Consider the following 17529-nt stretch of genomic DNA (forward strand, 5'->3'; position numbering starts at 1 on the left):
GACCCCGACGCGGCCTGCGCGAGCGCAGGCGGAAGGATAGAGGGTATGCAGCTTCGCACCGACCTCCGCAACGTCGCCATCATCGCTCACGTCGACCATGGCAAAACCACCCTGGTCGACGCCATGTTGCGGCAGGCCGGCGCGTACGGCGCCCGCGGTGAGACGACCGAGCGGGTGATGGACTCGGGGGACCTTGAGCGGGAGAAGGGCATCACCATCCTGGCCAAGAACACCGGCGTGCGTTACCTGCCGGCGGATGGCTCCGACCCGGTCACCATCAACATCATCGACACCCCCGGCCACGCCGACTTCGGTGGTGAGGTGGAGCGCGGCCTGACCATGGTCGACGGGGTGGTGCTGCTGGTCGACGCCAGCGAGGGCCCCCTGCCGCAGACCCGCTTCGTGCTGCGCAAGGCGCTGCGCGCCCGGATGCCGATCATCCTGGTGATCAACAAGGTGGACCGCCCCGACGCCCGGATCAAGGAGGTCGTGGACGACACCTACGAGCTCTTCCTCGACCTGGACGCCGACGAGGAGCAGATCGACTTCCCGATCGTCTACGCCTGCGCCCGCGACGGCATCGCCTCGCTGACCCAGCCCGCCGACGGCTCGGTGCCCGACGACAGCACCTCCCTGGAGCCGCTGTTCCGCGCCCTGCTGGACACCATCCCGCCGCCCGCGTACGACGAGGACGCGCCGCTGCAGGCGCACGTCACCAACCTCGACGCCTCGCCGTTCCTGGGCCGGCTGGCGCTGTGCCGGGTCCGGCAGGGCACCATCAACAAGGGTCAGACGGTGACCTGGTGCCGCACCGACGGCAGCACCCAGCGGGTCCGCATCTCCGAGATGCTGATGACCGAGGGCCTGGAGCGCAAGCCGGCCGAGTCCGCCGGCCCGGGCGACATCATCGCGGTCGCCGGCATCTCCGAGATCATGATCGGTGAGACCCTCGCGGACGCGGAGAACCCCGTGCCGCTGCCGCTGATCACCGTCGACGAGCCGGCCATCTCGATGACCATCGGCACCAACACCTCGCCGCACGTCGGCCGGGTCAAGGGTTCCAAGGTCACCGCACGGATGGTCAAGGACCGGCTCGACAAGGAGCTGGTCGGCAACGTGTCGCTGCGGGTGCTGCCCACCGAGCGGCCGGACGCCTGGGAGGTGCAGGGGCGTGGTGAGCTGGCGCTGGCCATCCTCGTCGAGCAGATGCGCCGGGAGAGCTACGAGCTGACCGTCGGCAAGCCGCAGGTCGTCACCCGCGAGATCGACGGCAAGACCTGCGAGCCGGTCGAGCGGCTGACCATCGACGCGCCCGAGGAGTACCTGGGCGCGATCACCCAGCTGCTGGCCACCCGCAAGGGCCGGATGGAGCAGCTGGTCAACCACGGCACCGGCTGGATCCGGATGGAGTGGCTGGTCCCGGCGCGCGGCCTGATCGGCTTCCGCACCGAGTTCCTCACCGACACCCGGGGCACCGGCATCCTGCACCACGTCTTCGAGTCGTACGAGCCGTGGTTCGGCGAGCTGCGGACCCGCAACAACGGCTCCCTGGTCGCCGACCGGGCCGGCGCGGTCACCGCCTTCGCGATGATCAACCTGCAGGAGCGCGGTCAGCTCTTCGTCGACCCGACCACCGAGGTGTACGAGGGCATGATCGTCGGGGAGAACTCCCGCTCCGACGACATGGACGTCAACATCACCAAGGAGAAGAAGCTCACCAACATGCGGGCGTCGACCTCCGACGAGACCGAGAAGCTGATCCCGCCGCGCAAGCTGTCGCTGGAGCAGGCGCTCGAGTTCTGCCGCGAGGACGAGTGCGTCGAGGTCACCCCGACCGCGGTGCGCATCCGCAAGGTCGTGCTCGACCAGCAGCTGCGTGGCCGGGCCGCCGCCCGCCGCAAGCACGCCGGCTGACCCCACCAGCACCCGGCACCGGGCGCGTCGACCGCTTGCGGTCGGCGCGCCCGTCCGCGTTCCGGCGGGGTACGCGGGCCCGCCCGGCCGACCCGCCGGTGATCCGCTACGGTCACCGGCATGACCTGGGATGATCTCGACGCCCACCTGGACAAGGTGCCCGGCACCGTCTCGGCGTACGTGGGCCGCCTCGACGCGCCGCCCACCTGGACCCGCCACGCTGACGCCGCCCACTACGCCGCCAGCACCATGAAGGCGGCGGTGCTCGCCGCGCTGCACCGCGCCGCCGAGGCCGGCACGCTGGAGCTGGACGCCCCGGTCCCGGTGATCAACGAGTTCGGCTCGGCCCAGCCCGGCGCACCCCGGTTCTCCTGCGCGCAGCACTACGACAACGACGACGCGGTCTGGGACCGGGTGGGCGGCACCGCGCCGCTGCGCTGGCTCGCCGACCGGATGATCGTGCGGTCCAGCAACCTGGCCACCAACCTGATCATCGGCCACGTTGGCCTGCCCGCGGTGGCCGAGGTGTGGGCGCTGGCCGGAGCCCGGCACAGCGTCACCGGCCGCGGCATCGAGGACTTCGCCGCCCGCGAGGCCGGCATCACCAACCTGGTCACCGCCCACGACCTGGCCGCCCTGCTCGGCGCGGTCGCCACCGGGGGCACCAGCCCCGGCCGGCTCGCCTCGCCGGCCGGTTGCGCGGCCATGCTGGACGTGCTGCTCGCCCAGGAGCACCGCGAGGACCTGGCCGCCGGCCTGCCCGAGGGCACCCGGATCGCGCACAAGAACGGCTGGGTACGCGGCGTCCGGCACGGCGCCGGGGTGGTCCTGCCCGACGACGCCCCGCCGTACGTGATCGCCGTCTGCACGACGACCGACCTGGCCGACGGCGGCCCCAGCGGCGACGAGGTCGAGGATGACGCCTGCCGGCTGATCGCCCACGTCTCGGCGCAGGTCTGGGCGGCCCGCCACCAGCTCTGACCCCGACACCCGCGGGCCGGCCGGCGCACCGGTCACTCCAGCAGGTTCTCCCGCAGCGCCGTCAGGACCTCGTCGGGCAGCCCGAGGCCGTCGCGGAGGTAGCCGTCGAACGAGCCGTGCACTCGGCGTACCTCCTGGTAGCCGGCGTCGAGGTACTCGGGGCGAACCTCCAGCACCGGCAGCACCGCCTCGACGTCCAGCTCGGGCTGGCGGCGCCGCATCGCCTCGACGATCACCGCGCGCAGGCTGTCGGTCAGCGCGTTGTTGCGCAGGTATTCGGCGCGGACCGTCGCCTCGTCCACCCCGAGGGCGGTCAGCAGGATGACGGTGAGCCAGCCGGTGCGGTCCTTGCCGGCCGAGCAGTGGTAGATCAGCGGCAGGTTCTCCGGCTGGGTGGCCAGCCGCACGGCCTCGGCGAAGCCGACCCGCGCCGACTCGCCGGTGACGAACCACCGGTAGATCGCGGCCATCGCCGCCGCCGTGCCCTGCCGGGCCAGCTCCGCGTACGCGTCGAGGTCGTGGCCGAGCAGCACCGCCGAGACGTACGTGAAGACCGGGTGCTCCGGGTCGTGCACGGGCAGGTGCACCACCTGCGGCTCGCCCACCAGCCGGTCCGTCGGGGCCACCGCGATCTCCGAGCCGTCACGCAGGTCGACCACGCAGGCCGGGCCGAGTTTCGCGAGCACCGGCAGGTCCTCGTCGGTGAGCCGGCCGAGCGCCGGAGTCCGGATCAGCCGCCCGGGGCGCACCCGCCGGCCGTCGGCGCCGACGATGCCGCCCAGGTCACGCGCGTTCGGTGCGCCCACCATCTCCCAGTCCCGCCCGGTCATCCGGTCTCCCCTCCCGCCGCGCGCCTGCGTATAGGGTGCCCCACATGACGATCTCGGCGGTACGCACCCACCGGGTTTCCGCCCCCTTACACACCCCGTTCGTCACCGCGCTGCGCCGTACCACCACTGTGGAAACGCTGGTCGTCGAACTGGTCGACGCCGACGGCCGCTCCGGTTTCGGCGAGGCGCCGCAGGTCTGGCAGGTCACCGGCGCGTCGGTCGCTGGCGCCGAGGCGTGCGTACGGGAGCTGCTCGGACCCCTGCTCACCGGGCGCAACCCGGACGACCTGGTGGCCCGCTGCGCCGAGGTGCAGCGCGCGGTGGTCGGCAACGAGGCGGCCAAGGCAGCGGTCGACGTCGCCCTGCACGACCTGGCCGCCCGACGGTTGGGCGTACCCCTGGTGCGGTTGCTCGGCGGCACCACGCTGCGGGTTCCCACGGACGTCACGCTGGCCGCGGGCGACGCGGCGGACCTGGCGTCGGCCGCGCGGCAGCGACGGGCCGACGGCTTCGGCGTGCTCAAGCTCAAGGTCGGCACCGACGCGGCCGGCGACCTGGACCGGGTCCGGGCGGTCCGCTCGGCGGTCGGCGCCGGGGTCCGGATCCGGCTCGACGCCAACCAGGGCTGGACGCCCCGGGAGGCGGTACGGGTCATCCGCGGGATCGAGGACGCCGGGCTCGACGTGGAGCTGGTGGAGCAGCCGGTGGCCCGCTGGGACCTGGACGGGCTGGCGTGGGTCAGCGACCGGGTGTCCGTGCCGATCCTGGCCGACGAGGCGGTCTTCGGGGTCCATGACCTGGTGGAGGTGATCCGTCGACGGGCCGCCGACCTGGTCAACGTCAAGCTGGCCAAGGCCGGCGGGCTGCAACCGGCGCGCACCCTGCTGGAGCTGGCCGCCGCGCACGGGCTCGGCACGGTGGTCGGGTCGATGATGGAGACCCAGGTCGGCATCGGGGCGGCCGCGAGCCTGGTCGGCGCGTACGGCACCACCGCCGTCGCCGACCTGGACGCCGCCTGGTGGCTGGCCTGGTCACCGGTGCATGGCGGCCTCCGCTACGAGGGCGCCACGGTGGTGCTGCCGGACGCTCCCGGCCTGGGCATCTCGGGCCTGGCTGAAGTAAAGATGCAGCCCCGCAGTTGATGATCGTTGGTTTCTTTCATAGGGTTCCAGAGACAGCGCACACGAGCTGGGGGTTGACGTGGAGCTGCAGCCGGGCCGCGAGGCCGTCGTCCGGGTCGCGGTGGCGACGCTGTGGACCTCCCCCGAGGCGGTCCGCCTGGTGGATCAGCCGGCGCTGACCGCGCGCGCCGACATCCCGACCTGGGTCTCCGGCCTGGACACCGACCAGCAGGTCGGCGACTGCGTGCTGAGCCAGCTGCTGCTGGGCGAGCGGGTGCTCATCAGCGAGCTGCGCCCGGACGGCTGGGCGCGGGTGGTCGCCGTCGAGCAACCCGCCGCCAAGTTGGATCCGCGCGGCTACCCGGGCTGGTTGCCCGTCGATCAACTGGCCCCCGTCGACCCGACCGTCACCGGCCGCCCCCTGGTGGTGGACGCCACGGTCACCGGGCTGCGCGCCGCGCCGAACGGGCCGGTGGTGCTGCCCGGCGTGGTCGTCGGCACCCGCCTCGTCCCGGCCGGCCCGGTGCGCGACGGCTGGCAGCCGGTGCACCTCCCCGGCCAGGCCGCGCCGCTCTGGCTGCCCGACGGTCAGCTCACCTCCGCGCCGGCCACGCCGCCCAGCGCCGCCGACGCGCTCGCGGTGGCGCAGCGGCTGCTGCACGTCGTCTACGTCTGGGGTGGGCTCTCCGCGTACGGCATCGACTGCTCAGGGCTGGTGCATCTGGCCTGGCGCCGCTTCGGGGTGCTGCTGCCCCGCGACGCCGACGACCAGGCCCAGGCGACCACACCACTGCCGCTGGGCGAGGAGCGCCCCGGCGACCTCTACTTCTTCGCCCGACCCGGCCGCAAGATCCATCACATCGGCATCGTCACCGCCGTCCCCGGCGACCACGAGAACCGGCGGATGCTGCACGCCTGCTACCGGCGGCGGCGAGTGGTGGAGGAGCCGCTGCCGGCCGATCGGACCGCCACCCTGGTCGGCGCGCACCGGGTCTGACCGGCCGGGCGCGTCCCCGCACCCGGCCGGCGGCGGGTCAGCGTCGAGCCTCGGCCAGTTCGCGGCGTCGGTCCCGGGCGGACTTCATCAGGCTGGCGATCGTGGCGACCAGCAGGGTGCCGAGGATGACCAGCAGGGAGAGCCAGATCGGGATGTGCGGCGCCCACCCCACGTGCTCCCCGCCGTTGATGAACGGCAGGTTGTTGTCGGCCAGCGCCTCCAGCACCAGCTTGACCCCGATGAAGCCGAGCACCACGGCCAGCCCGTAGCTCAGGTAGATCAGCCGGTCGAGCAGGCCGCCGAGCAGGAAGTAGAGCTGACGCAGGCCCATCAGCGCGAAGACGTTCGCGGTGAAGACCAGGTACGGCTCCTGGGTGATGCCGAAGATCGCCGGGATGGAGTCCAGAGCGAAGATCAGGTCGGTGGTACCGATCGCGATCATGACGATCAGCATCGGCGTGAAGAGCCGCCGGCCGTTCTCGTGGGTGGTCAGCTTCGCGTCGTCGTAGCTCTTGGAGATCGGCAGCGCCCGACGGCTCCACCGGATCAGCAGGTTCTCCGAGAACTCGTCCTCGTCCGGCTCGCCCTGCCGGGCCAGGTTGACCGCCGTGTAGATCAGGAAGGCGCCGAAGATGTAGAAGACCCAGGAGAACTGCGAGATCAGGGCGGCGCCGGCGGCGATGAACCCACCGCGCATCACCAGCGCCAGCACGATGCCGACCAGCAGCACCTTCTGCTGGTACTGCCGGGGCACCCCGAAGCGGGCCATGATGATCACGAAGACGAAGAGGTTGTCCACCGAGAGGCTGTATTCGGTGAGCCAGCCGGTGTAGAACTGCCCGGCCGCGCTCGCCCCGGAGGTCAGCCAGAGACCGGCGCCGAAGAGCAGGGCCAGGCCGACGTAGAAGGCGACCCAGAGGCTCGACTCGCGCACACTCGGCTCGTGTGGACGCCGACCGATGATCAACAGGTCGACGAGTAGAACCGCAGTCAGTGCGACGAGAGTCCCCGCCCACACCAATCCGGACACGTCCAACTTCATTCCTCCGGCAGACACGCGGCGTCGGGCACACCGTACGCCCCCGAAGGGGCCGGTGTGCCGCTGACGCTCACTCTGGTGACTGTCGGAGGTCTCTTCCGCCGCCTCCCGCGAGCGGGCGGCGACCGACGGGGCCGGGTCGGGGGCCGCCGACGTTCCGGCGATCGACCGTGCTGACGACTCCGTCGCGAGGGAATACTCCCCTCCTCGATGGCCATTCTCCCCCACCACGCCGTGTGATCGCACCCCGGGCATTCGGTGTCACCGCCCACTCGCCGAACGGGAATAGCGTCCGACACGTCCCCTCGGGCGTCCTAGGAGGCTAGTGCGTGTCGGGTGCGACAAGGGGGTCGGTGAGCGACCAGCCGGTGGCGAGCAGGGCGTCGCAGGCCGCCACCGCACGGGCCAGCCGCTCGGCGTGCGGTCCGGTCAGCTCCACCACCGGCACGCCGCACCCCGCCAGCTCGGTGCGGAACCGCTCGGTCATCCAGCCCCGCAGGTGTTCCCCGTCGCGCAGACCGTCGTCGGCGAACGGCACGTCCCGGTGGTCGGTCAGCAGATACAGCGCCGGCCGGCGCGCCGCGGCCCGGACCTGCGGGGACGCGTTGCCGAGGTAGCGCTCCTCCCAGACGGCGGTGGCCCGCGCATCCGTGTCGCAGAACAACAGCGGCCCGGACGATCGGGCCGCCGCGTCCTCGGCCGCCTGCTGCTCGCGGACCACCGTGCGGAAGTCGCCCCGGTCCCAACGGACGTCGAACACACTCGCCCCGGGCGAGCGTTCGCGGAGCCGGGCGAGCTTGCGGGCGGTCAACTCCCGGCCGTACTCCGGCACCCAGTCGGTGCGGTAGTGCGCGGCCAGCGCCGCTGCCATCGTGGTGGTGCCCGTCGACTCGGCGCCGACCACCACGACCCGCCGGACGAACCAGGCGCGCACCGGCGGGCTCAGCCATCGCCAGTGACCCGCGGGGTCCGCGCGCACCGCGGTGCCGGAGACCGGCACGGTCCGCCGGTCCAGATCCACCGACACGGGTACGGCGTCGAAGCGCCGCGCCAGCTCCACGCCGTACGCCTCGGAGGAGAAGACCGCGTCCACCGCCTCCGGTCCGACCGCCGCACGGAACACCGTGCAGTGCGCGTCCCAGACCGCCGGGTCGGCGTAGTCCACCGGGTGGTCGTCGTACCGACCCACGAACCGGACCCACGGGGTGTGGGCGTGCGCCTCCCGCAGCCATTCCAGCCGCGCCTCGAGCGGGATGGACTCGCGGCGCGACGGCGCCACCACCACGGTGACCGCGGCACAGCGGGCGGCGGCGGCCTCGATCAGCGCGTGGTGCCCGGCGTGCGGCGGATAGAACTTTCCCACCACCATCCCGTGCCCGAACTCCGGGTTCGACGCCCGTCCGGGCGACCTCGGTGTCGGTGCCGACGGGTGGCCCGGTGCCCGCCCGGTCACGCGCTGACCGGCGCCGGCCCGGACGGCACCGTGGTCGGCCCGGCGGCCCGGCGCAGGTCGGCCCGCCAGGCGCGCAGCCCGAGCACGCAGAGGGCCAGGAAGACCAGGTACAGGACGGCGGTCAGGTGCAGGCCCTTGTACGCGTAGAGCGGGATGTAGATCAGGTCGGCGGCGATCCACAGCCACCAGCTCTCCACCCGCTTGCGGGTCTGGCCGTACGTCGCCAGCAGGGACAGGGCCGTGGTCAGCGCGTCCGGCAGCGGCACGGTGGAGTCGGTGGCCCGGTCCAGCAGCGCCCAGAGCGCCCCGGTGAGCAGCACCCCGACGACGGCCAGCGCCAGCCACTCCCGCCGCCCGGTCCAGCTCACCGTGAGCCGGGTCCGCCGCTCGCCACCGAACAGCCACTGCCACCAGCCGTAGCAGCCGAGCGCGACGTAGACGACCTGGAGCCCGGCGTCGGCGTACAGGCCGGCAGTCCAGAACAGCAGCATGAGCAGCAGCACGTTGGCGATGCCGATCGGCCAGTTCGAGATCCGCTGCCGGGCCACCAACCAGACGTTCAGCACGCCGGTGGCGAACCCCAACAGCTCCGCCCAGGTGGTGCCGGTGCCGGCCACCCGGAACGCGGTGCCGGTCAGCCAGTCGATCATCACAGTGCCACCCTAGGGTCTGTGCCGACACCGGAACAGACCCCACGACACCACTCGGCCGACCCGTCGTGGGAGGCTCTCCACCATGGTGCTTGAGGTCGCGCTGATCGACGTACTGCCCGGAAACGAGGACGCGTTTGCCGCCGCGTACGCCCAGGGTCACCCGGTGCTCGCCGGGACGCCCGGCTGCCGGTCGGTGCGGATGACCCGGGGGATCGAGTCCCCGACGCGATTCGTGCTACTGGTCGAATGGGACTCGGTCGAGGCGCACGAGGAGAACTTCCGGGCCACCGAGCGGTTCGAGCGGTGGCGCGAGCTGATCGGGCCGTACTTCGCCGGGCCGGCCCTGGTCGAACACTTCATCGACGTGCCGGCCTGAGCGGAGCTGTCGTACCTCGCGGCTATCGTGCCCACCGCACGCGCCGGCCGCCGGTCCCGACGGGCTCGGGGGCGCCGGGCCCGGTGGTCGCGCCGTGCCCTCACTCGCCGACGCGGCGGGCCAGCGCGGTGACCGTCTCCTGCGGTGACAGCGCGGCGGCCAGCAGAGCCTCGGTCATCCGCTCGTACCGGTCGACGTCGAGCGGGGTGGTCAACCGGACGTCGGTGGCCAACGCCTCCAGCATCACCGTCCGCGGATCCGCCGGGTCGGGAAAGGCATAGCAGGAGTACGGGGTGAGCGGGTGCAGCCCGTCGCCGGCCACGCCGCGGGGCAGCAGCCGCACCGTCACGTGCGCCAGCCCGCTCACGGCGACCAGGTGCCGCAGCTGCTCGCGCCAGACCGGAACCGCCAGCTCAGCCGGGTCGCAGACGGCCTCGGCCAGCACCGCCGTGTAGCGCGGCGGGTCCGCTCGGCGCAGCACCTCCTGTCGCAGCGCCCGGGCGCGCACCTCGGCCTCCACGTCGATCTCCGGCGTAAGCAGGGCACCGGCGGCGACCCGCAACCGGGCGTACGCCGGCGTCTGGAGCAGCCCCGGCACGACCGCCGGCTGGTACTCGACGATCTGGGCGGCACCCGCCTCCAGCTCGGCGTAGGTGCGCTGCCGCTCGCTCATCTCGCCGAGCGTCTTCCACCAGCCGCGGCTGGTGGCCGCGTCCCGGGCGATCACGATCAGCGCGTCCCGGGCGGGCGCCGGCACCTGGTAGACGTCGAGCAGGTCCAGGACGTCGGCGAGGTCCGGGCGGCTCTGGCCCAGCTCGATGCGGGACAGTTTCGACGTCGACGCCCAGCCCAGCCGGTCGCAGACCTGCTCCAGGGTCAGCGCCTCGCGCCGGCGTAACTGGCGCAGCTCGGCGCCGAGCCGCACACGTCGAATGACAGGACTTGTTGGCACCGGCATCCCCGCCTCCCCACCGAGGGAGAGTACGCAGGACGATCACCCAGTGCAATACCACGCTCGCGCACCGCAACCGCCGGATCGCCCACGGTGGACCGGTCGGACCGGCCCGTACCTGCCGTTTCGGCCCGCTGGCGTGGTCGTCACTTCACGCCGGCGGCGTCCATGCCGCGCAGCTCCTTCTTCAGGTCGGCGACCTCGTCGCGGATCCGGGCCGCCAGCTCGAACTGCAGCTCGCGTGCGGCGGCCAGCATCTGGTCGTTGAGCTCCTGAATGAGTTGGGCGAGGTCGGCACGGGCCATCCCCTCCCGGGACGGGGTGGTGGCGGCGGCCCGACTGCGGCTGCGGGTCTCCTTGACCGGCGCCTTGCCCCGGGAGAGCTGGCGCACCGCGCCCCCGACCCGGGAGTTCTCGGTGTCCTCCGCCTCGCGGTAGATGTCGTCCAGAATGTCATGGATCTTCTTGCGCAGGGGCTCCGGGCTGATCCCGTGCGCCTCGTTGTGCGCGATCTGCTTGGCCCGACGCCGATCGGTCTCGTCGATCGCGGCCGCCATCGACGGGGTGATCTTGTCGGCGTACATGTGCACCTGGCCGGAGACGTTACGGGCGGCCCGGCCGATGGTCTGGATGAGTGACCGACCGCTGCGCAGGAAGCCCTCCTTGTCGGCGTCGAGGATCGCCACCAGCGACACCTCGGGCAGGTCCAGACCCTCGCGGAGCAGGTTGATGCCGACCAGCACGTCGTACTCGCCCTTGCGCAGCTCGCGCAGCAGCTCCACCCGGCGCAGGGTGTCGACCTCCGAGTGCAGGTAGCGCACCCGGATGCCGTTCTCCAGCAGGTAGTCCGACAGATCCTCGGCCATCTTCTTGGTCAGCGTGGTGACCAGCACCCGCTCATCCCGCTCGGTGCGCAGCTTGATCTCGTGCATCAGGTCGTCGATCTGGCCCTTGGTCGGCTTGATCACGACCTCCGGGTCGATCAGCCCGGTGGGGCGGATGACCTGTTCGACGAACTCGCCCTGGGCCTGCTCCAGCTCCCACGGGCCCGGAGTCGCCGAGAGGTAGACCGTCTGGCCGACCCGCTCCAGGAACTCGTCGAAACGCAGCGGCCGGTTGTCGGCCGCGCTGGGCAGCCGGAAACCGTGGTCGATGAGCATCCGCTTACGCGAGGCGTCGCCCTCGTACATGCTGCCGATCTGCGGGATCGTCACGTGCGACTCGTCGATGACGGTGAGGAAGTCGTCCGGGAAGTAGTCGAGCAGGCAGTGTGGCGGGCTGCCGGGCAGCCGCCCGTCCATGTGCATCGAGTAGTTCTCGATGCCGGAGCAGAAGCCCACCTGCCGCATCATCTCGATGTCGTAGGTGGTGCGCATCCGCAGTCGCTGCGCCTCCAGCAGCTTGCCCTGCCGCTCCAGCTCGGCCAGCCGCTCGGCCAGCTCCACCTCGATGTCGCGGATGGCCCGCTCCATCCGCTCCGGGCCGGCCGCGTAGTGCGTCGCCGGGAAGATCACCAGCTGGTCGACCTCCCGGACCACGTCACCGGTCAACGGGTTGAGGTAGTAGAGCTTCTCCACCTCGTCGCCGAACATCTCGACGCGGACAGCCAGCTCCTCGTACGCCGGGATGATCTCCAACGTGTCGCCGCGGACCCGGAAGGTGCCGCGGTTGAAGGCCATGTCGTTGCGGGTGTACTGGATGTCGACCAGCCGGCGCAGCAGCTTGTCGCGGTCGAGCTCCTGGCCCACCTCGACCCGGACCGCCCGGTCGAGGTATTCCTCCGGGGTGCCCAGGCCGTAGATCGCCGACACGGTCGCCACCACGATCACGTCGCGGCGGGTCAGCAGCGACATCGTCGCCGAGTGCCGCAGCCGCTCGACCTCCTCGTTGATCGAGGAGTCCTTCTCGATGTAGGTGTCGGTCTGCGGAATGTACGCCTCGGGCTGGTAGTAGTCGTAGTACGAGACGAAGTATTCGACCGCGTTGTGCGGCAGCAGCTCGCTGAACTCCTTGGCCAGCTGCGCGCAGAGCGTCTTGTTCGGGGCGAGCACCAGCGTCGGGCGCTGCAGCCGCTCGATGAGCCACGCGGTGGTGGCGCTCTTGCCGGTGCCGGTCGCGCCGAGCAGCACCGTGTTGCGGTCGCCACGCCGAACGCGACGCTCAAGGTCGTCGATGGCGGCGGGCTGGTCGCCGGCCGGCTGGAAGTCACTGACGACCTGGAAGCGGCTGTCCAGCCGGGGAATGTCGAGCGCCATGACCTCAACGGTACGCCGGAGGTCCGACAGGAACGGCCGTCACGGCGGTTACGTGATCAGCTTCAATATTCCCATTGTGTGGCACATGTCACCGGCGCTAGGCTCTCGCTGTAGGCCGCTCGCGGCGGCCGACCGGGCCGGTGGCCCAGGCCGTCATCTCGGCCGGCCACCCCCGGCACAGCGGTCGCAGCACCCGGCGCGTCCGGCGTGCGCACCGGTGTGGTCGCGCTCGAGGCGCTGACCGGCCGCCGCGAGCGCCCCTGCTCGTTCCGGCGACGCCACCCTACCGTGCTCGTCACCCCGCCGCCGCTCGGCCCGTTTCACATCCGTGGACACCTCTCCGAACCCGACGCGCGACACCGGCAGCACGCCCCGCCCCGGCGGCGCCACCGACCCGGTCGCCGACACCACCGGCCCGGCCCGAGCCGGCCGCCGCCGCCGGACGGTGCTCCTGCTGCTCGGCCTGACCGCGGTCACGTCCGCGACCGCGCTGGTGATCGGGTTGTTGAGCTGGGCGCCCGACCCACCCGAGCCCGCCCGGCCGCTGACCGTGGCCGAAGGCGAGCGACTGGCCGCGATGCGGGTCACCAACCTGCGGGACCTGCGCGCCGGGGTCCGCGTCACGGTCGGCGCCGGTGCCGCCCGTACCGAACTCGTGGGGTGGGTGGACTGGTCGCGGCCGCTGCTCTACCTCGACGTGGGTGGGCCGGGCGCGGGCGTCGAGCGGGGCCTGTTGCAGAGCGTCGGCCCGTTGCTGGTGATCCGGCCGGACCCGTCGGCGGTGCCCACTCCCGCCGTGCCGCCACTGGTGCCGCCGGCGGACCACTGGCGGCTGCACCACCTGGCACCCGGCGCGGGCCTGGCTCCCGTGCTCGACCTGCTCCTCGGCCTCGCCGCCGACCGCCCGGACCCGGCTCAGGCACTGCGCGACGGCGGTGCCCGCTGGGTGGCCCGGGACACCGTCGCCGCCGGCCCAGTGGACATCCTGCAGGCGCCGCTGCCGGGCGGCGCACCCGCCAGCGGGAACCCGGCACCGGGCAGCGCGGCGGCCGGCCCGCCGGGCGTCGAGGCCGACCTGGACGGGCAGACCCGCTACTGGCTCGACCAGGACAGCCGGTTGCACAAGCTGGTCGCCCAGCTGCCCGGCGTCGGGCCGGTCACCGTGATCCTCAACCGGGCGGACCGGCCGACGCTGCGGCCGGTGGACGCGCTCGGTGGCCGGCCGGGGCTGCCCCGCGCGCTGACCGACGCCGAACGGGACCGGCTCGGCCGCCTGCCGGCCCGGCTACGCGCGCAGGGCGGGGCCACGCTGACGCTGACCGCCCCGGTGGGCACGGACACCAACCTGCGGGGCGCCGGCTGGTTGAGCTGGACCGCGCGCACCGCCTACCTGGCGGTGGCCGATCTGGGCGTACCGGATCGCCGGACCCTGCTCCGGCGGGACACCGCCGGCCTGGCCCGGGCGGACGTACCGGCCGCGGCCGGTGGCGGTGGCACTGCGGAGACGCCGGGTCGGCCGCCGCTGCCGCCCCCGGCCGGGGCGTGGCGGTTCACCCGGAGCGGTACGGACGACCTCAGCCTGCTGGTTGGCGCGGCGGTGGCCGCCGCCGGGTCGGCCGGGCAGCGCGGCGCGGCCGTACGGGTACGCGAGGACGTCGCCGCCGGGCGGACCGTGGACGTCGTCGAGCTGCGCACGGCGGACGCGCTCCTGCGCTACTGGATCGACCGGAACGGGTCGCTGCGCCGGCTGGAGCTGCGCACCGCCCCCGGCACGTGGGCACAACTCGACCTCAATCCCGCCTCGGTACCCCGGCTCGCTCCGGTGCCCCGCTCCGCGGCCACCACCTGACCGAAACAGTCCCTACGGCCGCCAGCCGGTCTGCGCGGCCCACTGCTCGGCGCGCAGGTACTCCTCGTCGAACCAGGGGTCGCCGGCCGTACCGGGACCGCCGACAACCGGCGCCGCGTCGACCAACTCCCGCTTGAGCAGCAGGTACACGGCCCGCTGGCCCGGATCGGCGCGCAGGTGGTCGCGCATCAGCAGCGCGTACCGCCAGCCCGGCGATCCGGCCACCCGCACGTGCAGGCGCACCGGGCGGGCCGGGTCGGCGCCGCCGTGCAGCCGCTTCTCCCACCGGCCGCTGCCGGCCGGGCGCGGATCGTCCCACCACTGCCCCGGCACCCGCGGGAACCCGGCGTTCGCCAACCGGTCGGCCAGCGTCCCGTCGGCGTCGGCGAGACTGGGCACGGCCACCTGCACGTCCATGACGTCCTCGGTGGCGACGCCGGGCACCGCGGTCGCGCCGACGTGGTCGATCCGCAGGTCGGCCGGGGCGAGCGCGTGCCGGATCCGCGCGGCCAGCCGCTCGTACTGCTCGGGCCAGGTCGGGTCGGCCTCGGCCCGGTCGACCCGGCCCGGCGGGACCACCCGCCGCTCACGCAGGTTGCGCTCGTAGGGCAGCAGCCGCTGGTGCCAGAGCCTGTCCACCTCGGCGTGCAGCGCCGCGAGGCTGCCGTCATTAATCAGCACCACATCCGCCACCGCGCGGCGACGGGCGTCGTCGGCCTGCGCGGCGATCCGCCGCTCGGCCTCCGCGCGGTCCATCCCCCGGTCGCGCGCCAGCCGTTCCAGTCGGGTCGACACGGCCGTCTGCACCACGACCACCAGGTGGTACGTGGGTGCCAGACCGACCTCCACCAGCAGCGGTACGTCGTTGACGACGATCGCGTCGGGTGCGGCCGCGGCGACCAGCTCGGCGGTGCGGGCCCGGACCCGGGGATGGGTGATCGCCTCCAACCGGCGGCGGGCGGTCTCGTCGGCGAACACCACCGCACCCAGTGCGGCGCGGTCCAGCGCGCCCTCAGCGTCCAGCACCCGCTCGGAGAAGGCGGCGACGATCTCGGCCAGCCCCTCGGTGCCCGGCGCGACGACCTCCCGGGCCACCCGGTCGGCGTCGACGAGCACGGCACCCCGCTCGACCAGCCGCGCGGCCACCGCGCTCTTGCCCGACCCGATCCCGCCGGTCAATCCCACTCTCAGCACCGGACCAGTCAACCGGATCGCGGATCCCGCCGCCAAACCCACCCCGCGCACGGCGGGCGGCGGCGAGATCGTGCTCGATCCTGGATGTAGTGGTCACCTGGCCACCGGGAGGCCCCTCTTTCCAGGATCGAGCACGATCTTGCGGGCCGGGCGCGGGACCAGCGGCACGGTGGCCCGGCCGGGGTGCCCTTCGCTCAGCGCGACCCGATCGTGTACCGGACCGGCGGGCGGGATACGGCGAAGGCCCCGCCCCCGACGATCCGAAGATCGCGGGGACGGGGCCCGTCGTCGTTCAGCGGGTCACTTACCGCCGGCGAGCTTCTCCCGCAGAGCGGCGAGCGCCTCGTCGGTGGCCAGCGTGCCGGCCGGCTCCTCGGCCTGCCGGCTCGGAGCCGGGCTGGACGAGGAGGTGGTGCCGCCAGCGGCCGGGACGGCCGGAGTCGGGTTGGCAGCGGCCTCGGCGTCGGCGGCCCGGGAGGTCTGCACCTGCTTGGTGTGGGCCTCCCAGCGCAGACGGGCCTCGGCGTACTGGCTCTCCCAGGTCTCGCGCTGCTTGTCGTACCCCTCGAGCCACTCGCCCGTCTCCGGGTCGAAGCCCTCCGGGTAGATGTAGTTGCCCTCGGCGTCGTACGTCGCGGCCATGCCGTAGAGGGTCGGGTCGAAGTGCTCCTCGCCCTCGACGAAGCCCTCGTTGGCTTGCTTGAGCGACAGCGAGATCCGGCGGCGCTCCAGGTCGATGTCGATGACCTTGACCATGACCTCGGAGCCGACCTGGACGACCTGCTCCGGGATCTCCACGTGGCGCTCGGCCAGCTCGGAGATGTGGACCAGACCCTCGATGCCGTCGTCCACCCGGACGAACGCACCGAACGGCACCAGCTTGGTGACCTTACCCGGCACGATCTGCTGGATCGCGTGGGTGCGGGCGAACTGCCGCCACGGGTCCTCCTGCGTCGCCTTCAGCGACAGCGAGACCCGCTCGCGGTCCAGGTCGACGTCCAGGACCTCGACCTCGACCTCCTGGCCCACCTCGACGACCTCGGACGGGTGGTCGATGTGCTTCCAGGACAGCTCGGAGACGTGCACCAGACCGTCGACGCCGCCAAGGTCCACGAACGCGCCGAAGTTGACGATCGAGGACACGACGCCCTTGCGGACCTGGCCCTTCTGCAGCTTGTTGAGGAACTCGGTGCGCACCTCGGACTGCGTCTGCTCCAGCCAGGCCCGGCGGGACAGAACCACGTTGTTGCGGTTCTTGTCCAGCTCGATGATCTTGGCCTCGAGCTCCCGCCCGACGTACGGCTGCAGGTCGCGCACGCGCCGCATCTCGACCAGGGACGCGGGCAGGAAGCCGCGCAGCCCGATGTCGAGGATGAGGCCACCCTTGACCACCTCGATGACCGAACCGCGGACGACGCCGTCCTCGTCCTTGATCTTCTCGATCGTGCCCCAGGCCCGCTCGTACTGCGCCCGCTTCTTGGAGAGGATCAGACGACCCTCCTTGTCCTCCTTCTGGAGGACCAGGGCCTCGATGTGGTCACCAACCGTCACAACCTCGGCGGGGTCCACGTCGTGCTTGATCGACAACTCCCGAGAGGGGATGACACCCTCGGTCTTGTAGCCGATGTCGAGCAGGACCTCGTCCCGATCGACCTTGACGACGGTGCCTTCGACAATGTCGCCGTCGTTGAAGTACTTGATGGTCTCGTCGATCGCGGCGAGGAAAGCCTCCTCGGAACCGAGATCGTCGTGGGTGACCCGGGTGGCGCTCGAGGGGGCCTCGATGCTGCTCGTCATGTGGGCGGTTGCTCCGGTCGGATGGGTTGTCACAGCAGGCTGGTGTCGCGGTGACCTGTTCGCGCCAGCGGATCCGTCGCCGGGCACACCGAACGATCGCCTAGTGAGATCATGATGT

At 72.4% G+C, this 17529-nt stretch carries 14 protein-coding genes; 6 read left to right on the forward strand and 8 right to left on the reverse strand.

The features are described from left to right. The first annotated feature begins 45 nt into the window (after window positions 1-45). Together typA and ACWD5O_RS06755 are read left to right on the forward strand one after the other, a co-directional pair. Entirely contained in the window at window positions 46-1914 is a 1869-nt protein-coding gene (typA, locus tag ACWD5O_RS06750; protein ID WP_354964904.1) for a translational GTPase TypA, read from the forward strand. 120 nt (window positions 1915-2034) lie between these two features. Continuing rightward, window positions 2035-2895 (forward strand): serine hydrolase, encoded by an 861-nt coding sequence (locus tag ACWD5O_RS06755; RefSeq protein ID WP_450005608.1) that lies wholly within the window; start codon window positions 2035-2037, stop codon window positions 2893-2895. A 32-nt stretch (window positions 2896-2927) separates the two neighbouring features. Here the strand turns inward: ACWD5O_RS06755 and ACWD5O_RS06760 are convergent, their stop codons facing one another. Continuing rightward, on the reverse strand, window positions 2928-3725 hold the full coding sequence (locus ACWD5O_RS06760) for a tyrosine-protein phosphatase (RefSeq protein WP_450005610.1): 798 nt from the start codon (window positions 3723-3725) through the stop codon (window positions 2928-2930). A 44-nt stretch (window positions 3726-3769) separates the two neighbouring features. On the opposite strand from ACWD5O_RS06760, the gene ACWD5O_RS06765 reads away from it, so the two are divergent. Together ACWD5O_RS06765 and ACWD5O_RS06770 are read left to right on the forward strand one after the other, a co-directional pair. Continuing rightward, a complete protein-coding gene (locus ACWD5O_RS06765; RefSeq protein ID WP_450084765.1) occupies window positions 3770-4867 on the forward strand; it encodes a mandelate racemase/muconate lactonizing enzyme family protein in 1098 nt (365 codons plus the stop codon). A gap of 58 nt (window positions 4868-4925) precedes the next feature. Continuing rightward, window positions 4926-5843, forward strand: coding sequence for a C40 family peptidase (locus tag ACWD5O_RS06770; protein ID WP_450084766.1), 918 nt, complete (start codon window positions 4926-4928; stop codon window positions 5841-5843). 37 nt (window positions 5844-5880) lie between these two features. Here ACWD5O_RS06770 and ACWD5O_RS06775 read toward each other — a convergent pair whose 3' ends face one another. The 3 genes from ACWD5O_RS06775 to pnuC all read right to left on the reverse strand — a co-directional run bounded on the left by ACWD5O_RS06775 (window position 5881) and on the right by pnuC (window position 8985). Further along, on the reverse strand, window positions 5881-6879 hold the full coding sequence (locus ACWD5O_RS06775; RefSeq protein WP_354965116.1) for a TerC family protein: 999 nt from the start codon (window positions 6877-6879) through the stop codon (window positions 5881-5883). A 325-nt stretch (window positions 6880-7204) separates the two neighbouring features. Beyond that, window positions 7205-8251: an AAA family ATPase gene (locus ACWD5O_RS06780; protein ID WP_450084767.1), complete on the reverse strand. Its 1047-nt coding sequence runs from the start codon at window positions 8249-8251 to the stop codon at window positions 7205-7207. Window positions 8252-8331: 80 nt separating this feature from the next. After that, the gene (gene pnuC / locus ACWD5O_RS06785) at window positions 8332-8985 is read right to left on the reverse strand and encodes a nicotinamide riboside transporter PnuC (RefSeq protein WP_450084768.1); all 654 of its coding nucleotides are present in this window, start codon (window positions 8983-8985) and stop codon (window positions 8332-8334) included. Window positions 8986-9070: 85 nt separating this feature from the next. Here pnuC and ACWD5O_RS06790 point away from each other — a divergent pair, with 85 nt between their 5' ends. Next, window positions 9071-9364, forward strand: coding sequence for an antibiotic biosynthesis monooxygenase family protein (locus ACWD5O_RS06790; protein WP_450084769.1), 294 nt, complete (start codon window positions 9071-9073; stop codon window positions 9362-9364). Window positions 9365-9464: 100 nt separating this feature from the next. Here ACWD5O_RS06790 and ACWD5O_RS06795 read toward each other — a convergent pair whose 3' ends face one another. Together ACWD5O_RS06795 and uvrB are read right to left on the reverse strand one after the other, a co-directional pair. After that, entirely contained in the window at window positions 9465-10322 is an 858-nt protein-coding gene (locus tag ACWD5O_RS06795) for a helix-turn-helix domain-containing protein (protein WP_450084770.1), read from the reverse strand. Window positions 10323-10462: 140 nt separating this feature from the next. Further along, window positions 10463-12571 carry an excinuclease ABC subunit UvrB gene (uvrB, locus tag ACWD5O_RS06800; RefSeq protein WP_354964912.1) on the reverse strand — a complete coding sequence of 703 codons (2109 nt, stop codon included), beginning with the start codon at window positions 12569-12571 and terminating at the stop codon, window positions 10463-10465. Between the two features lie 328 nt (window positions 12572-12899). On the opposite strand from uvrB, the gene ACWD5O_RS06805 reads away from it, so the two are divergent. Continuing rightward, entirely contained in the window at window positions 12900-14420 is a 1521-nt protein-coding gene (locus ACWD5O_RS06805) for a hypothetical protein (protein ID WP_450084771.1), read from the forward strand. Window positions 14421-14432: 12 nt separating this feature from the next. Here the strand turns inward: ACWD5O_RS06805 and coaE are convergent, their stop codons facing one another. Beyond that, the gene (gene coaE / locus ACWD5O_RS06810; RefSeq protein WP_450084772.1) at window positions 14433-15614 is read right to left on the reverse strand and encodes a dephospho-CoA kinase; all 1182 of its coding nucleotides are present in this window, start codon (window positions 15612-15614) and stop codon (window positions 14433-14435) included. Between the two features lie 300 nt (window positions 15615-15914). Beyond that, window positions 15915-17411, reverse strand: coding sequence for a 30S ribosomal protein S1 (rpsA, locus tag ACWD5O_RS06815; RefSeq protein WP_450004974.1), 1497 nt, complete (start codon window positions 17409-17411; stop codon window positions 15915-15917). Window positions 17412-17529 lie beyond the last annotated feature (118 nt).

This window comes from Micromonospora sp. NPDC005161, from assembly GCF_053599855.1.